Below are 15,695 nucleotides of genomic sequence, written 5' to 3'. Positions count from 1 at the left end.
GAAAGTGGGTAAACAAAAAAAGCAGCCATCCCCGCAGGGAAGTGGCTGCATGTGCTTACTGCTGCTTTAAGTAGCGCCGGTCTTTCAGGAACAATCTCCAGAATAAATAGAAGGCTGGAATCAAAATCCCGAAACCGACAGCATAGACGATCAGCATGGGGTAAAAGGTGGAAGCGTTGGTGAACCCATCGCTGACTGTTAAATCCGGGTAAATCAAGTACGGCAGGTGGGCGGATCCGTACGCATAAATAGCGAATCCGTACTGCAGCACGATCATGATGACGGCAGGGCGGGCCCGTCCCTTTCTTCCGTCCGGTTTTTTCAAAAACAAAAGAACGTAGCCGATCAGGAAAAACAACAGGGAAAGGCCGAAAATGAGCCAGTTCTGCTCAATATTATCAACAATCCAACCAGCTTCCTCAGGAAATGTTCCGATTGTCAGCATGGCGACAGCGATGCTGACAGGTCCGAGCCACAGGGCGTGCTTTCTGAATGTATCATACGCATCCCAGTCTTCAGCTTCCTTGGCATAGTCCATTAAAAAAACCGATGAAATAAACAACTCGGTGGATAGACCGAATAATACGTGCATGTACAGCGTCGGATGGGTCAGAAGCTCTCCGTATTCCAACCGCGGGTAGTCATCCTCAAAGCTGATGAATCCCCCAAGGGTAATCGGCAGAATACTGACAAGCAGGGCAGGAATGATCAAACCTGTGACCCCGGAAGTGACACGCAGCAGCCCGACAAATTTCCCTGCATAGTGCTGGAACACCATAAAGGTGGTCCGGATCGTCAGGAGCAGCAGTCCGAGCGCGACAGGAACGAGCAGGACACTGCTCAGAAGCGTCGTTGCATAAGGGAAAAACGTGACCACAGAAACGACGAAGATGACGAGGAATACATTGGTGACCTCCCACGTCGGAGATAAAAAGCGGTTGGCAATCTGGGCGGCGCTTTTTTCCTCACTTTTTCCATAAATCATCCCCCAGAACCCTGCCCCGAAATCAAGAGATCCGAGCATTGCGTAAATGAACAGCAGGCTCCACAGAATGGTGACGGCCAGTGTTGAAGCTTCCATAAAAAGTTCTTCCTTTCTCTGCCTTTATTGAGAGCTCAAGTCCCGGCTGACAGGGTTTCTCTTGAAATAGAACCGGAGGACGAATCCTGTGACGAACAACAGGGTGATGTACAAACTCATGAACAAGTAAAAGAGAAAACCGACACTTTTGGATTTTGTTGCAGCTTCCCCTGTTCTCAGGACATCTGTAATCGTCCAGGGCTGTCGTCCGATACAGCTGAAGCACCAGCCAGCTTCGATTGCCAGCAAAGCCAGCGGTCCGCTGACGACAAGGATGGCGAGAATCCATCCGGGAAACTCTTTTTTTAGGACGAGTTTCCAGAACAAGGCGGCAAAAGCGACGGCAATCAGGACAGTACCGATGCCGACCATGACATTGAACAAAATATGGACATACAATGGCGGCCACAGCTCCTGCGGGTATTCATTCAGACCTATCACTTCGGTATCAAGCCGGTCACCGGCAAGGAAGCTCAGTCCGTATGGAATTTCAATGGCGTACTTCACCCGCTGGTCCTCAAGGGACGTGTAGCCTCCGACAGAAAGCGGGGCATAACGCTGGGTTTCGAATAACCCTTCAGCAGCTGCCAGTTTTCTTGGGTTGTATTCATGGAGCATTTGAGCGGTTTCGTGGCCGTTGATTGCTGTGCCTAAAGACATCAACGCGCCGAAATAAAGGGCGATCATCAACGCTTTTTTATGATAGGCACGCTCCTGGTCGGTGATTTTCGACTTCATCAAACGGAGCGCAGCCACGGAAGCCACAAGAAAAGCGACGGTCATGTAGGCGGAAAGGGTGACATGGATGGCCGTGACCCCGAAGCTCGGGTTGAAAAAGGCCGCCCACGTATCAATATCTGTAATTTCCCCGTTTGGAAGCATACGGAAGCCCGCCGGGGTGTTCATCCAGGCATGGACATCGGTGATCAGTATGGCCGACGCAGTCGCTCCAAGAGCAACAGAGATGATGCTTACAAGACGGAGCGTCGGCGGCAGGCGGTCCGCCGCATATAAGTAAATCGACATGAAAACCGCTTCAATCAGGAAAGCGAAAATCTCCATCTGGAACGGCAGGGCGATGACCTGGCCGACGATTTCCATGAAGTCAGGAAACAGCAGGGAAATCATAACGCCTACAATCGTTCCGGATGCGATCGATACAGCAAGCAGGATGGCGAAGGCCTTCGTCCATCTTCTCGCCAGCAGTGCATAATCGCTGTCTTTTTTAATAAAATACATAACTTCCGCTATGATGATCATCACAGGAAGTCCTACACCGATGGTGGCATAGATGATATGGAAGCCCAGGGAAGTTCCGAAAAGGGCACGGGCCATGACGACGATATCCATTTGATTTCCCACCTCACAACAAGTTTCATTATCCTTTGGTTATTCTTCCTATGAGGTGGAGGATTATTCGTTAGCAGGAACCTTTTTCTACAAGAACCATATACTCGTCGACGGAAAAATGTTCAACACCTGAATCTGACGATGTAATGGAAAAGTAGGCCTTGGTATTGTTGTCTGCCGACAATAAAGCCTGTTCTATCGCGCGCTGTTCAACAGGACAGGACTGGGTGCGTGTCACCCACGACGAAAAAGGGAGGGTCTTCTGCCGTTTCAAGTGTTTCTTCACGATCAGCGATTGGTCGTTGAATAAGGCTTCCCATTCCGATACCTTCAAGGCACGGACGTGGCTGGGGTCCCTCCTTTTTTCAAGAGCGTTGTAAAAATGGTCAAGCTGATCATCTTCAGGTGCTGTGTTATCAATCATGAGGAAGCGGCCGCCGGGTTTCAGGACGCGGGAGACTTCCGATACAAAGGTATCGGGTTCAGGAAAGTGATGGGGAGCAATCCGGCAGGTGACCGCATCGAAGTAATCGTCAAGAAAAGGAAGCTCTTCAGCATCCGCTATAATAAACGCCATATCAGCGATGCTGGAAAGGTGGGCGGCTGTGTTCTGGAGCATTTCCTTTGTCAGATCTGCCGCATATACACGGTGCACGAACGGCTGCACAGCCTTGGCCACATGACCGCCGCCTGTGGCTGCATCGAGCACCCTCCAGTGTTGTTCCGGCTGCAGCCATTCGACCAACAGTTTCAAATCATCAGGATTGTTATGGGTGGTGCTTTGAACATACGCCTCTTTGTTTTTTGAGAAAGTTTCCTGTACACGCCGTTTCTGTTCATTTTTCATCCCAGACATCCTTCCTTCCATGGAGTTGCTTATAGTGTAATCCGAAGCATGGGTTTTGGATAATACCAATCTTTGATCTGCCGTGATAACCACAACAAATCAAAGATTCAATCGTAAAAAATGACAAAAAATCAGTGGGGGTGTAAAGTGAAATCCACACGTATAATCCAAGAGGGAATGGGCGAAGATGGGGGTAAGAAACTTTTTGACATCCCTGACGTTCCATTGTACGATTAGAGAAGATACGTATAGTTTCATTGACGGGAAGAGTAAATCGATCACCTGACCTGTAGAGAGTCGCTGGCTGGTGGAAAGCGACGGCGGAATCGGTTGAAGATCATCCCTGAGAAGTTCTGCTGAAATGATTGAGAGTAGGTGGAACCGGCTGACGGCCGTTATCCGTTTTTTACCGAGCGCCGTGCGGCTGGATCTGCACGGAATATGGGTGGTACCGCGGAATGAACATCCGTCCCTGTTTTCATACAGGGGCGGATTTTTTGTTTTTTCAGGGAAACTGTATCCAGTTGTGTCCCATGTGATTATCTATACAAAATAAAAGGGTAAGAGGTGGAAGAAATGCGCAGTGTCAATACGAAGGAAGCGGCCTTAGACCGCGAGAATCGTGTCAAAGATTACTGGAAACAAGAAGATGTCTTCCGACGCTCCATGAATGAGCGCGAAGGCGCAGAAACTTTCGTTTTTTATGAAGGACCTCCGACAGCGAACGGACTTCCGCACGCGGGTCACGTACTCGGCCGGGTCATCAAGGACTTTGTGGGCCGTTACAAAACGATGCAGGGCTATCAGGTGCTGCGTAAGGGCGGCTGGGATACCCATGGTCTTCCAGTTGAACTGGAAGTTGAAAAGCAGCTCGGTATTTCCGGAAAGCAGCAGATCGAGGAATATGGTGTAGAGAAGTTCATCGAGAAGTGTAAGGAAAGTGTCTTCAACTATGAAAAAGAGTGGCGTGAATTCACGGAATCCATCGGGTACTGGCTCGATATGGATGATCCGTACGTAACGCTTCAGGATCGTTATATTGAAAGCGTCTGGTACATCCTCAGTGACCTTCATAAGCGCAATCTGCTATCCAAGGGTCACCGGGTTACTCCGTACTGCCCGAGCTGTCAGACAACATTGAGCTCTCACGAAGTGGCTCAGGGCTATGAAGATGTGAAAGACTTGTCCGCGACAGCGAAGTTCAAAGTCAAAGGAACAGAGAATGAATTCTTCCTTGGCTGGACGACGACGCCTTGGACACTGCCTGCCAACGTTACCCTGGCTGTCCATGCGGATCTCGATTACATCAAAGCAGAAAAAGACGGCGAAGTTTACATCGTTGCTGAAGCTCTTGCTGAGAAAAATCTTGGAGAAGATTATACGGTCGTATCCAAGCATAAAGGAAGCGAGTTCAGCGGTGTATCCTATGAAGCACCATTCCCGTTTGTGAAGCCTGAGCGTGGTCATTTCGTTGTCGAAGCAGATTTCGTCAACGCCGAAAGCGGTACAGGTGTTGTTCACATCGCACCTGCCTACGGGGAAGATGACTACAACCTCGTCAAAGAACATAACCTTTCCTTCTTTAACGTTGTAGACGGACAGGGACGCTACACAGCAGATATCCCTCCATTCGAAGGCCGCTTCGTGAAAGACTGTGATGTAGATATCGTGAAGTACCTGGCTAATGAAGGACTTCTTTTCCATAAAGAAAAGTATGAGCACAGCTATCCGCACTGCTGGCGCTGTGATTCACCGCTTCTTTATTACGCAATCGAAAGCTGGTTCATCAAAACGACGGAATTGAAGGATCAATTCCTTGCCAACAACCAGCAGGTCGACTGGCATCCGGATCACATCAAAGACGGACGCTTCGGAAACTTCCTTGAGAATATGGTCGACTGGAACATCGGTCGGAACCGTTTCTGGGGAACACCGCTTCCAATCTGGATGTGTAATTCCTGTGACCACCAATACGCTCCGCACAGTAAAGCGGACCTTCAGGAAAAAGCGATTGGAGACATCGGAGACGTTGAGCTGCATAAGCCTTACGTCGACCGTGTTCAGGTTTGCTGTGAAAAATGTGGAGGCACGATGGACCGTGTACCGGAAGTTATCGACGTCTGGTTCGATTCCGGCTCCATGCCGTTTGCCCAGCAGCATTATCCGTTCGAAAACCAGGATCAGTTTGAGAAGCAGTTCCCAGCTGATGTGATCTGTGAAGGAATCGATCAGACACGTGGCTGGTTCTACAGCCTGCTGGCGGTTTCTACGCTGTTCACAGGTAAAGTACCGTACAAGCGCGTGCTTTCCACCGGCCACATTCTTGATGAAGAAGGCCGTAAGATGTCGAAAAGTAAAGGAAATGCCCTTAATCCGACGGACATCGTCAATAAATTCGGTGCCGATCCATTCCGCTGGGCGCTTCTTGCAGATAGTGCACCTTGGAACAACAAACGTTTCTCTGAGCGTGTCGTGATTGAGGCTAAATCCAAAGTGATTGACACCCTTGTGAACACGCACGGTTTCTATACGCTGTATGCGAATATCGACGGCTATACGTTCAATAAGGATGAGACCGGGGAGAAGACGCTTCTTGACCGCTGGGTCCTTTCCCGCTTGAACAGTGTGACAGCTGTTGTGGAGGAAGCTCTTGAGGATTACGATTTCACAAAAGGAGCGAAGGCTCTTGAGAAGTATATCGATGAAGTGAGTAACTGGTACATCCGTCGTTCCCGTGACCGTTTCTGGGAAGAAGGCATGACCGAGTCCAAAAAAGCGGCCTACCATACGCTTCATGAAGTGCTGACCCAGCTTAGCCAGCTGATGGCTCCGTTCACGCCGTTCCTGGCTGAGGATATCTACCAGAACTTGACGGGTGAAAGTGTGCACCTGGCCCACTTCCCGAAAGTAGACGATGCTGTCGTCAACAAACAGCTGGAAAAAGATATGGACGCTGTCCTGCAGGTGGTCGAGCTTGCCCGTGGTGTGCGTAATACAGAAGCGATCAAGACGAAGCAGCCGCTTTCGGAGCTTGTTGTCATTCCGGTCAACCCGGACCAGGGCAAAGCGCTTGAGGAATACAGCAGCATCATTCGTGATGAGATCAACGTCAAAGAAGTCATTGTTAAACAGTCTTCCGAGGATCTTGTCCGTTATGAAGTGAAGCTGAACTTCCGCGCAGCCGGCCCGGTTCTCGGTAAGAATGTCGGTCTCGTCAAAGGCTACCTGGAAAAGCTGTCGGAAGAAGAAGCCGCAGCTGTTGTCCAAAATAACAAAGCGGTCGTTCCAACCGCTGATGGTGAGGTAGAAGTACCGATGGATCTGTTGAACGTGGAACGTGTAGCCGATGCCGGCCTGTCCATGGGGTCCAACCAGGACTTCCACGTTGTTCTTGATACATCCATCACAGAAGAGCTCCGCCTTGAGGGTCTTGCCCGTGAAGTGATCCGTGTGATTCAGGATGAGCGGAAGCAGCAGGATCTGCCGATCGAACTTCGTGTCGATATCGCTCTGGCCGGTGATGATGAAGTACAGGAAGCCATTAAGCAGAACGAACGGCTGATTCGTGAGAATGTCCTTGTTAAGGAACTCACGGTCGGCGAAAAAGAGGAAATGAAAGAGTATACCGTTGGTGATCATACACTGAAACTGGCTCTTACACAGTAAGGATGGAAAGTCCCGGCTCCGGCCGGGGCTTTTTTTGCCGTTCCGGTGTTTTGACTTTTTTTGCAGGATGTCCCAAAATAAGAAACAGATGAAGAGGTGAAATCATGGCAGAAAAGGTATCAAGCACACGATGGTTTGGGATGGCTGTTCAGGCCCTTGTCGTCCTTGCTGAAAATGAAGGACTCTGCCCGAGTGGAAAGCTTGCCGAAAAGCTGGAATCCAAATCTGTGTTCTTAAGAAAGATCCTCCGTCACTTAGTGAAGGCGGGATTGATTCACGCCAAAGAAGGTAGAGAAGGGGGCTATTCCTTAGTGAAAGACCCCGAAGATATAAAGCTGTCAGAAGTCTATGAAGCAATGAGAGCGGAAACTTTTCCGAAGGGTTTCTTTAATGTCGGAGGCAAAGAATGCTTTGCGCCTTCTACAAGGGAATCCTTGATCGAGCTCCGTAATGATATGGAAAGCTGGGTTGTAGCCGGACTAGAAGAGAAAACCATTGCCGACCTGATTCAAAAGTCATCGTAATGTTGTTTGAAGATCGACTGCCGAGAAAATTCTCGGCAGTCTTTTTTTCTGTGAATTTTGAGGTGTTTTGTTGTATGGAAAGTGGACGATCTTTTGTTAAACAAAGAGCACCCTCAAATTCAACTCATAGTGAGGTCACGTTCCGCTTATCGGTGAATCTTCGGCCCGTGCTTTTCCAGCAGGCGTCACCACTGAATGCTGGAGTTGACCTGGCCAATCGAATCGTGAAATGGGTCTTGTGATCATAGCCGGCTGGGAGCGAAACATTATGGTGTGCTTTTTTTATGGGTTATCATAAACTGTAGTTGACAAAGGAACAGTTAAATCATATACTGTTCTTGTGATAAATACAGTTTAAAGGAGCATCATCATGTCTCAAAATACAATGAGTAAAGAAGAATACCTAAATAAAGTAAAAGAAATCGATACAACGAAAGAAGCACCGAAACAGCTGGAGGACACGGATTTTCTAACTGTAGCCAAAGAACGCCGCTCTGTCCGCCAGTATGATCCTGAATTCAAAATGGAAGAAAGTGAAATCCGTGAGATTCTGGAAACAGCGGTTCTGGCTCCATCTTCCAGTAACCTTCAATCGTGGAGATTCCTTGTCATCGAAGATCAGGCGGAAAAAGAGAAGCTTCTACCTATCGCCAACAATCAGCAGCAGATCGTCGATGCATCCGTCGTCGTGGCTGTCCTTGGTGACCGTGAGGCCTATAAAAATGCAGACCAGATTTACAGCCAGATTGCTGAGAAAGGCAACATGCCTGAAGACGTGAAAAACATGTACGTCAACAGCATTTTCGATAACTACGGAAACTTCCCGACAGAGCGTCTTGCGAAAATCGCTCACATCGATGGCGGAATCGTGGCCAACCAGCTGATGCTTGCAGCAAAAGCGAAAGGCTATGACACCGTGCCGATGGGTGGTTATGATGAAGCGCAATTCCTGGAAGCTTTCAACGTTCCTGGAAACTATGAAGCAGTTATGCTGATTTCTCTTGGAAAAGGTACAAAAGCCGGTTTCCAAAAAACCCGTCTTCCATTGGATGAAATTGTTCAGTGGAACCGTTACGAATAATGAACAGGTGCCGCTCCGGTTACGGGGCGGCTTTTCTTTGTGGTGATTATGACAAGTTAGATTTTTTTCAAGCACGGAAGGGATTGGCGTTCGTCTGTCGAATGATGTAGAAGAAGAAGAATAAAGGAGGCTTTCCTATGTTTAAAAAGCTTGCAAGTGATGCCTTGGGCTTGAGTGATATCGGGAGAATCATTTCCAAAGAAGATTTTGATAAGACCCAGTCGGATGATTTTGTCTTAACCGAAGACGGAGAAAAAATCCATTTCCTGATTAAGTCAAAAAGTGACGAGTACTGCTTTACGAACCGTGCCCTCATCCACCTGGATGGAGAAAAGGCCTCCAGCAGCAAGCGCAACATTCTGCGCTATGACTATTACAAAAATCCGATCCGGAACGTAACCATAGAAACCGCAGGAACCATCGACCTTGATCTGGAAATCCAATTTTCCATCGGCAGTCAGTCCATGAGCATTGATATAGCTAAAGATGAAGGCGAGGCCATTGCCGATCTTTATAAATCCCTTACAGCGATTTCTCAGATTCAGGAAGACCATCAGCTTCATGCTGAATATGCGAGAGAAAGTCTGGAGGCTGCCCGTGATCTTCTGCGCGAAAACCGGTTCCATGACAATCAAGTCTCCTCCGAGTTTAAGGAATCCGTAACGTTCACCTATGAATGGCTCGCTCAAAAGCACACCGAGCATACACGCAAGGACTTTAAGGACATCTTCGAAAAATACATCCAGAATTAAGCGGCTGATTTTTGTATGTCTCCAGTAGTTCAGAGTACGGTCTTCTGCGTTCACATTGTCCGAGCAGGAGTATCTTTTTAACTGTGGGATACGCAGCATGCTGATAAAGGAAAAAAGTACAACCCGTACCGGGGTTCAAACGCTTGAATCCCGGTACGGGTTGTCTATTATTGTTCAGTCCTTCTTAAAGTTACTGCTCCAGTTCCTTGAGTTCGTACAAAGGAACTTTCTGAACGATGTTCGGCTGATCGGTCGGGTGAATCCTCGCCATTTCATTGCGTTCAATCACTTCTTCAATATAAATCTCCCGGTCCTTATGATGGACCTGGATCATATCAGGGGAATGGAAGATTTCTTTGGCTCGCTCTTTGTTCATCATGGAGACCTCCTGTCGTTTACGTTTACTTTCTGCCTCCACGACGGTTTATATGCATCACCGCTCGATAATGAAATCGAGCTTTTTTTTGACTCCATTCAAAAACATCTCCAGAGAAACTTCCTCTTCATACACGTACAATAGGAATTCGAACGCTAGGGAACTGTAAATGATTTCGGCAGCCTGATTGGCGTTGAAATCCCCGGGCAGCAGCTCTTTTTCCTTCATCTCATTCAAAAGAACAATCATTTCGTCCACCAGCATAAAGTCGATGCCGATCATCTTTCTGCGATTTTCTGCGTCGTTCTCCATTGCGGGGAAGAGGCTGTTCATCATTTCTTTGAACACGGATTTATCCATCGACGTGAACTCCTTCATCCGGTTCCATAAGTACGTATAGATCATTTCCGCCGGCTTTTGATTCGTCGATGGATGGACCTCTACAGAGGTGGTCTCCAGCTGCTGAATAAAGCCTTCAGAAAAGGAATCAATAAACAAATCCATCAGTGATGGGTAGGTGCGGGCAGCTGACACTTCAGAAACTTCCGCCTGTCCGGCGATTTCCTTTACGCTCGTTCCACTGAATCCTTTGGTGGAAAAGAGGCTGTGGGCCGCCTTCAGCATCCGCTCCTGTTCTTCTTCGTTCATGTGCATAGGGAATCAGCTCCTTCAAAACAGTAAGTACTCTCTTTTTGAGTGTACGCTCTTTTTCAGGAAATGCAACGGAATCTAAGCGTGATCCAACATCCGGTTCAGGGCAAGACGTGCCGGTCCGGCCACCTGTTCTTCCACTTTGATCCGGTTTGGAGGGTGTCCTTCAGCCAGCGATTCGAGAGCCCATGTCAAATGGGGGAGGTCAATCCGATTCATCGTCAAGCATGGACACATCTTCGGGTTAAGTGAAAGGATATGCTTGTCCGGGTGCTTCTGGATGATTCGATTGACGAGGTTCATTTCCGTCCCGATGGCCCATGCGCTGCCCGGAGGAGACTGCTCGATAGACTGGATAATCGCATTAGTGGATCCAGAAATGTCGGACGCTTCGACAACCTCTCTTGAGCACTCCGGGTGAACGATGATCTTCATATCCGGGTATTCCGCGCGGATGTGATCCACATTCACGGTAGTGAAATTTTCATGAACAGAGCAATGTCCTTTCCACAAGATAACCTGGACCTCGTCCATAACGCCGCTGCCCACCAGCTCTTCCTGAACCGGATCCCATACGGCCATTTTTTCTAAAGGAATTCCGAGATCGCAGGCTGTATTCCTGCCCAGGTGTTGATCAGGAAGGAATAACAGGCGCGGCTTTTGGGTGAACGCCCACGTCACCATATCCGCTGCATTGGATGACGTGACTGTCGCCCCGCCATGTTCCCCAACGAACGATTTAATCGCAGCTGTGGAATTAACATAGGTGAGAGGGAGAATCGTGTCTCCAAACAAAGCCGTCAACTGCTCCCATGCCCGTTCCGTCTGGCGGATATCAGCCATGTCGGCCATGGAACACCCTGCCCGCATATCGGGGAGGAAGACGTGCTGATCCTCTCTTGTTAAAAGGTCCGCCGTTTCCGCCATAAAGTGAACACCACAAAAAACGATGGCTTCCGCATCGTGCTGAGTGGCGGATAGTTGGGCAAGCTTTAACGAATCTCCGCGGGCATCGGCAAATTGGATGACCTCATCTTTTTGATAGTGGTGTCCGGGAATGAATAATCGACGGCCCCAATCTTGTTTCACTCGTATAATCCTCTCTTCAAGCTCTTCGTCAGCCATCCTCTTGTACCGTTCAGGCAGGGAGGGGCGTGTCGAATTCAAAGTGTCAAAAAGGTTCATAAAATCTCCTCCTTCATTAAAACGGCCCGGGCACTGAAATCAAGCGATCGGACGCTGTGTGTTAAAAAGCCGAGGGAAATGTAGTCCACGTTCAAATGACGGTAGGTGGAAAGGTTGTCCAGAGTGATTCCACCAGAAACTTCTGTCGTGATGGTTTCTGGAATAAAAGGAAGCATCCGTTCAATGTCTTCAGGAAGACGGTTATCAAACATAAGGGCGTCCACCCCTGCGTCCACCGCTTCCAGTACCTGTTCGTCTGTCTCGGTTTCCACTTCGATGTTCACCATATGGCTGGTTTTTGCTTTGATATGCTGGACGGCGTTTGTAAGAGATCCGTAAAAAGCGATGTGGTTGTCTTTTAACAGGACAGCATCATATAGTCCGAAGCGGTGATTGTATCCGCCGCCGGCGCGGACGGCTTCCTTTTCAAACATCCGCAGCCCCGGCGTCGTTTTCCTCGTGTCACAAAGACGGATCTTTGGGGTCCCTAGTGCCTGGACAGCTTTCCTGGTCAGGGTGGCGATGCCGCTCAGCCGCTGGATGCAGTTGAGGACGACCCTTTCCCCTTTGAGAAGATCTGTCATCGGCCCGTAAACCTCAGCCAGACAGGTGCCCGGTTGGAATTCCTTTCCGTCCTGGATAAGCACCTCTGTTCTAACCTTTTCGTTGAGAAGATGATAGCTGTCTGTAACCACCCATCCGCCGCAGAATATTCCCTTTTCTTTAGCAGTGATGCGCAGAACGCCGTGCTGTTCATCAGGAAACAGCAGATCCGTACTGACATCGTAATCTCCAATATCCTCAATTAAGAATTCCTTCAGTTTATCCAAGCGTTTGATACGGTTCATCATTCGTCTCCTTTTTGTGGGATTGAAGCAGGATGGTCTGATCCTTCCACTCTGCCTGTTCTTCTGGATAATCGGAACGAAAATGACTGCCTCGGCTTTCCTTTCGTTCCAAAGCAGCGGTCGTAATCAACCGGGCTGTCTGGAGCAGAAATAAAACGGTTACCTGCTCCTTCGTCAGCATCCCTTTGTCAAAACCGTGACTCATCGGAAAAGAGTCCAGCCATTTTTTATGGCCGTGGAGGTCCTTATGGTTTCTTACAATTCCTGCTGCTTCCATCGTCCGCTTCTGAATAACCTTCCGTTCAGGGAGGTGAAGGCGAACGGAAGGAGGCGGGCATTTTTTTCGTTGCTGCGAGGGGAGAGAGGATGACAGGGAGTTCAAAAACCGTGCGGCTCTTCTGCCGAAAACGAGGCCTTCCAACAGGGAATTGCTCGCCAGACGGCTGGCTCCATGGACTCTTGTACAGGCGTTTTCTCCAACCGCATATAATCCGGGAACGTTCGTCCTGCCCTTGTCATCTGTTTTGACCCCTCCCATAATAAAATGACACCCTGGTGCCACAGGAATCAGGCCCTGCTTAAGGTCGACCTTATGCTTCAGGCAGAGGGCGGTGATGGAAGGAAACCGTTCATGAAAACGGGGCACGTGCCGAATGTCCAAAAAGACCGGCCGGCCTTTTTGACGGTAGTGGAAGATGGTTTGAGCCGTCACGTGGCGCGGGGCAAGATCTTCCATCGGGTGGACCCCTTTCATGATTCTTCTGCCGGTCTCATCGACAAGAACAGCTCCCTCCCCTCGTACAGCTTCGGAGATTAACCCGGCGCCCTGCCCGTTTATGTATAGAAGGGTGGGGTGAAACTGGATATACTCCATATCAATCAACTCAGCTCCAGCCTCAAAAGCGAGAGCGATGCCGTCCCCTTCAGCTGATGCTGCATTGGAAGTACAGGCATAGACCTGGCCGCATCCTCCTGCAGCGAGCACGGTATGGGGGGAAAGGAAGGTATGAATCTTCCCGTATGCATCCTTACTTCGTGCACCAAAACATTCATTCTGATCATTGATAAGTAATTCAAAGACGAACTGATTTTCCAGAACGGTTACGTTAGGCGGCAGCACACCTGCCAGGCATTCCACAAGCCTCCTGCCGGTTTGATCTCCGCCTCCGTGGACAATGCGGCTTTGTCCATGGGCGCCTTCCCGTCCCAGCTGAAACTCTCCCAGTGAATCTTTATCAAATGCACAGCCGATGGAAGCCAGATCATGGATGACGGAGGGTGCTTCCCTGGTCATAATATGAAGGGGCCGCGATGCATTGGTAAGGCGGCCGGCCTTAACTGTGTCGTTGTAATGGGAGGAGGGGCTGTCATCCCCGCCAAGTGCTGCTGCAACTCCGCCCTGCGCCAAGAAAGAATTGCTGTGTTGTAATGTAGACTTTGTGAGTAATATCACATTCATTGTCGGACGAAGGTGTCTGGCGAGCTGTAAAGCAGAAGCGCCGCTTCCAATGATCAAAACATCTGCATCCATGTCGTTTCCTCCTGATAATGTATATACATATGTATTGACATTAATGTTCACACAAATTTAAGCTGAAGGCAAGCGTTTTTTGAACAGGGGGATCGATCATGAATCGATATTTTGATTATGCGGCCACAAGTCCGATGGATCCGGAGGCATTGGAGGCCTATGTCCATGCTGCCACCCATTACTATGGAAATGCGGAAAGTCTCCACGATGCAGGAACAAAAGCATCCTCATTATTGGAACACTGCCGGAAGAAGCTTGGTGAACTCCTTCACGTCCCGTATGAAGGAATTGCTTTTACGAGTGGAGGAACAGAAAGCAATGAATTGGCTGTATCTGCATTAATAAGGGCACTTAACAGTCAGCATCTTGTCATTTCCGGAGGTGAACATTCTTCCATTCATAATCTGGCAGAGCGGATGAAAAAACAGGACATCCAAGTGACGATCATCCCGCTGCATCCAAATGGGCAGGTCGATCTCACAAAACTGGAAAAAGCCCTGCACAACGGACCTGCTGTCGTCGCTCTCCACCATGTCAATGGAGAAATCGGGTCCATCCAACCGGTCGAAGAAGCTGTCCATACGGCAAGGAAGTATGGATCTCTACTCCACTGTGACTGCGTACAGTCCTTTGGCAAAATATCCTTAAGCACCATCGGATCCATCGTGGACAGTTTATCGGTTTCCAGTCACAAAGTGTCCGGACCAAAAGGAACAGGGGCTGTATACATACGTCCTGATCTTTCCTTTCAGCCTCTTACCCCGAACGTGACCCATGAAAAAGGTGTGCGTCCGGGAACCGTGGATGTACCGGGGGCCGCGGGATTCGTTACGGCTGCAGAAAAAGCAGTCAAGCACCTCCCAGCACGTGCTGCTTATCATCAACATTTAAAAACGTCTTTTCTTGAGGAGTTAACCCCGGGACGCTGGCAGCTGGCCGGGGAGACCGAACATCAGCCTGTTCCTATAATAGGTTTGATGCTTGATCACCATCAGGGGCAGTGGATGATGCTGGAAGGCAGCCGGAGGGGGTACTTTTTTTCGACGGGCAGCGCCTGCCGTGTCCATACGCAGCAGGCATCGTATACGTTAAGCGCCATGGGGGTGAAAGAAGAAGACGCGAAGTCTTTTATTCGGATATCCTTCAGCCACCACCATTCGAAAACGGATATCCTTGATCTTGCCCACCATCTGAATCTGTATCTGCCTCGGGAGGATGATTGAAAGGGAGGGACATGCTTCCTATTTTTCTTTCATACAATGTGGGAAAGGGGGGATAGGATGGGGATTTTTCATGAATTCAAACAGTTTACCATCCGGGGGAGTGCTGTCGATATGGGGGTGGGAATGGTGCTTGGAGCTGCATTCAGTGGTTTTATCGACTCCCTCGTCACCGACCTGCTTCTTCCTCCCATTGGTGTTCTGTATTCCAGTATGAATTTCGAAAACATGTTCATCAGTCTGGACGGCTTGTTTTACCCTTCCCTCGCGGCAGCGAAGGAAGCAGGAGCGGCAACCATCAATTATGGACTTTTTCTAACCGCTTTCATTCGTTTCGTCATTATTCTATTTGCTGTCTTCCTCGTTGTAAGGCAGATGAACCGTTGGAAGAAACCGCACCAGCACCCGCTGGACGGCCTGACAAAAAAAGAATGTCCATACTGTTGTCTTCCCATTCCACCCCGGGCGGTCATCTGTCCGCATTGTTCATCCTCGCTGGAAGAGCAGAAAATTTCCTCCCGGACACGTGGCACGACGTGGAAAATCAAATAAAAAGGCGCAGTGATGACACTGCGCCTTTGGT

The 15,695-nt window shown here is 49.1% G+C and carries 14 protein-coding genes and 1 other annotated feature; of the genes, 6 read left to right on the top strand and 8 right to left on the bottom strand.

Annotation, left to right across the window (positions count from 1 at the left end):
* Positions 1-55 precede the first annotated feature (55 nt).
* The 3 genes from QMA39_RS18005 to QMA39_RS17995 form a co-directional block, all read right to left on the bottom strand.
* A complete protein-coding gene (locus QMA39_RS18005) occupies positions 56-1,081 on the bottom strand; it encodes a cytochrome d ubiquinol oxidase subunit II (protein WP_206936172.1) in 1,026 nt (341 codons plus the stop codon).
* A 24-nt stretch (positions 1,082-1,105) separates the two neighbouring features.
* The gene (locus tag QMA39_RS18000; protein WP_027953267.1) at positions 1,106-2,431 is read right to left on the bottom strand and encodes a cytochrome ubiquinol oxidase subunit I; all 1,326 of its coding nucleotides are present in this window, start codon (positions 2,429-2,431) and stop codon (positions 1,106-1,108) included.
* Positions 2,432-2,501: 70 nt separating this feature from the next.
* A complete protein-coding gene (locus QMA39_RS17995) occupies positions 2,502-3,278 on the bottom strand; it encodes a class I SAM-dependent methyltransferase (RefSeq protein WP_281659477.1) in 777 nt (258 codons plus the stop codon).
* A 248-nt stretch (positions 3,279-3,526) separates the two neighbouring features.
* Positions 3,527-3,755: a binding site (T-box leader), on the top strand.
* Positions 3,756-3,854: 99 nt separating this feature from the next.
* Between QMA39_RS17995 and ileS the strand changes: the two genes are divergently transcribed.
* The 4 genes from ileS to QMA39_RS17975 all read left to right on the top strand — a co-directional run bounded on the left by ileS (position 3,855) and on the right by QMA39_RS17975 (position 9,301).
* Positions 3,855-6,944 carry an isoleucine--tRNA ligase gene (ileS, locus tag QMA39_RS17990; RefSeq protein ID WP_281659476.1) on the top strand — a complete coding sequence of 1,030 codons (3,090 nt, stop codon included), beginning with the start codon at positions 3,855-3,857 and terminating at the stop codon, positions 6,942-6,944.
* Positions 6,945-7,048: 104 nt separating this feature from the next.
* On the top strand, positions 7,049-7,468 hold the full coding sequence (locus tag QMA39_RS17985; protein ID WP_027953263.1) for an Rrf2 family transcriptional regulator: 420 nt from the start codon (positions 7,049-7,051) through the stop codon (positions 7,466-7,468).
* Positions 7,469-7,838: 370 nt separating this feature from the next.
* Entirely contained in the window at positions 7,839-8,549 is a 711-nt protein-coding gene (locus QMA39_RS17980) for a nitroreductase family protein (protein WP_206936165.1), read from the top strand.
* A 137-nt stretch (positions 8,550-8,686) separates the two neighbouring features.
* Positions 8,687-9,301: a PH domain-containing protein gene (locus tag QMA39_RS17975; protein ID WP_027953261.1), complete on the top strand. Its 615-nt coding sequence runs from the start codon at positions 8,687-8,689 to the stop codon at positions 9,299-9,301.
* Positions 9,302-9,491: 190 nt separating this feature from the next.
* On the opposite strand, the gene QMA39_RS17970 is transcribed toward QMA39_RS17975, so the two are convergent.
* The 5 genes from QMA39_RS17970 to nadB all read right to left on the bottom strand — a co-directional run bounded on the left by QMA39_RS17970 (position 9,492) and on the right by nadB (position 13,892).
* Positions 9,492-9,677 carry an H-type small acid-soluble spore protein gene (locus QMA39_RS17970; RefSeq protein ID WP_160839750.1) on the bottom strand — a complete coding sequence of 62 codons (186 nt, stop codon included), beginning with the start codon at positions 9,675-9,677 and terminating at the stop codon, positions 9,492-9,494.
* Between the two features lie 57 nt (positions 9,678-9,734).
* Positions 9,735-10,331, bottom strand: coding sequence for a TetR/AcrR family transcriptional regulator (locus QMA39_RS17965; RefSeq protein ID WP_281659475.1), 597 nt, complete (start codon positions 10,329-10,331; stop codon positions 9,735-9,737).
* A 75-nt stretch (positions 10,332-10,406) separates the two neighbouring features.
* Positions 10,407-11,513 (bottom strand): quinolinate synthase NadA, encoded by a 1,107-nt coding sequence (gene nadA / locus QMA39_RS17960; protein ID WP_281659474.1) that lies wholly within the window; start codon positions 11,511-11,513, stop codon positions 10,407-10,409.
* The gene (gene nadC / locus QMA39_RS17955) at positions 11,510-12,361 is read right to left on the bottom strand and encodes a carboxylating nicotinate-nucleotide diphosphorylase (protein ID WP_281659473.1); all 852 of its coding nucleotides are present in this window, start codon (positions 12,359-12,361) and stop codon (positions 11,510-11,512) included. The genes nadA and nadC overlap by 4 nt, the downstream gene beginning before the upstream one ends.
* Entirely contained in the window at positions 12,336-13,892 is a 1,557-nt protein-coding gene (gene nadB / locus QMA39_RS17950; protein ID WP_281659472.1) for an L-aspartate oxidase, read from the bottom strand. The genes nadC and nadB overlap by 26 nt, the downstream gene beginning before the upstream one ends.
* Before the next feature lie 98 nt (positions 13,893-13,990).
* Between nadB and QMA39_RS17945 the strand changes: the two genes are divergently transcribed.
* On the top strand, positions 13,991-15,115 hold the full coding sequence (locus QMA39_RS17945; RefSeq protein ID WP_281659471.1) for an IscS subfamily cysteine desulfurase: 1,125 nt from the start codon (positions 13,991-13,993) through the stop codon (positions 15,113-15,115).
* Positions 15,116-15,172: 57 nt separating this feature from the next.
* Positions 15,173-15,664: a large conductance mechanosensitive channel protein MscL gene (gene mscL / locus QMA39_RS17940; RefSeq protein ID WP_206936150.1), complete on the top strand. Its 492-nt coding sequence runs from the start codon at positions 15,173-15,175 to the stop codon at positions 15,662-15,664.
* The last annotated feature ends 31 nt before the right edge of the window (positions 15,665-15,695 follow it).

This window comes from Halobacillus sp. Cin3 (assembly GCF_947311855.1).
GTDB lineage: Bacteria > Bacillota > Bacilli > Bacillales > Halobacillaceae > Halobacillus > Halobacillus kuroshimensis.
The sequence above is the reverse complement of the archived record's forward strand: the minus strand, read 5'-3'. Positions and strand labels throughout refer to the sequence as shown.

Bases quoted from the DNA above. Each gene is read 5' to 3' on its own strand.
- QMA39_RS17965 (WP_281659475.1), bottom strand. From the start codon at position 10,331: ATGCACATGAACGAAGAAGAACAGGAGCGGATGCTGAAGGCGGCCCAC.
- mscL (WP_206936150.1), top strand. From the start codon at position 15,173: ATGGGGATTTTTCATGAATTCAAACAGTTTACCATCCGGGGGAGTGCT.
- nadB (WP_281659472.1), bottom strand. From the start codon at position 13,892: ATGGATGCAGATGTTTTGATCATTGGAAGCGGCGCTTCTGCTTTACAG.
- QMA39_RS17980 (WP_206936165.1), top strand. From the start codon at position 7,839: ATGTCTCAAAATACAATGAGTAAAGAAGAATACCTAAATAAAGTAAAA.
- QMA39_RS17970 (WP_160839750.1), bottom strand. From the start codon at position 9,677: ATGAACAAAGAGCGAGCCAAAGAAATCTTCCATTCCCCTGATATGATC.
- QMA39_RS18000 (WP_027953267.1), bottom strand. From the start codon at position 2,431: ATGGATATCGTCGTCATGGCCCGTGCCCTTTTCGGAACTTCCCTGGGC.
- QMA39_RS18005 (WP_206936172.1), bottom strand. From the start codon at position 1,081: ATGGAAGCTTCAACACTGGCCGTCACCATTCTGTGGAGCCTGCTGTTC.
- nadC (WP_281659473.1), bottom strand. From the start codon at position 12,361: ATGAACCGTATCAAACGCTTGGATAAACTGAAGGAATTCTTAATTGAG.
- QMA39_RS17975 (WP_027953261.1), top strand. From the start codon at position 8,687: ATGTTTAAAAAGCTTGCAAGTGATGCCTTGGGCTTGAGTGATATCGGG.
- nadA (WP_281659474.1), bottom strand. From the start codon at position 11,513: ATGAACCTTTTTGACACTTTGAATTCGACACGCCCCTCCCTGCCTGAA.
- QMA39_RS17985 (WP_027953263.1), top strand. From the start codon at position 7,049: ATGGCAGAAAAGGTATCAAGCACACGATGGTTTGGGATGGCTGTTCAG.
- QMA39_RS17945 (WP_281659471.1), top strand. From the start codon at position 13,991: ATGAATCGATATTTTGATTATGCGGCCACAAGTCCGATGGATCCGGAG.
- ileS (WP_281659476.1), top strand. From the start codon at position 3,855: ATGCGCAGTGTCAATACGAAGGAAGCGGCCTTAGACCGCGAGAATCGT.
- QMA39_RS17995 (WP_281659477.1), bottom strand. From the start codon at position 3,278: ATGAAAAATGAACAGAAACGGCGTGTACAGGAAACTTTCTCAAAAAAC.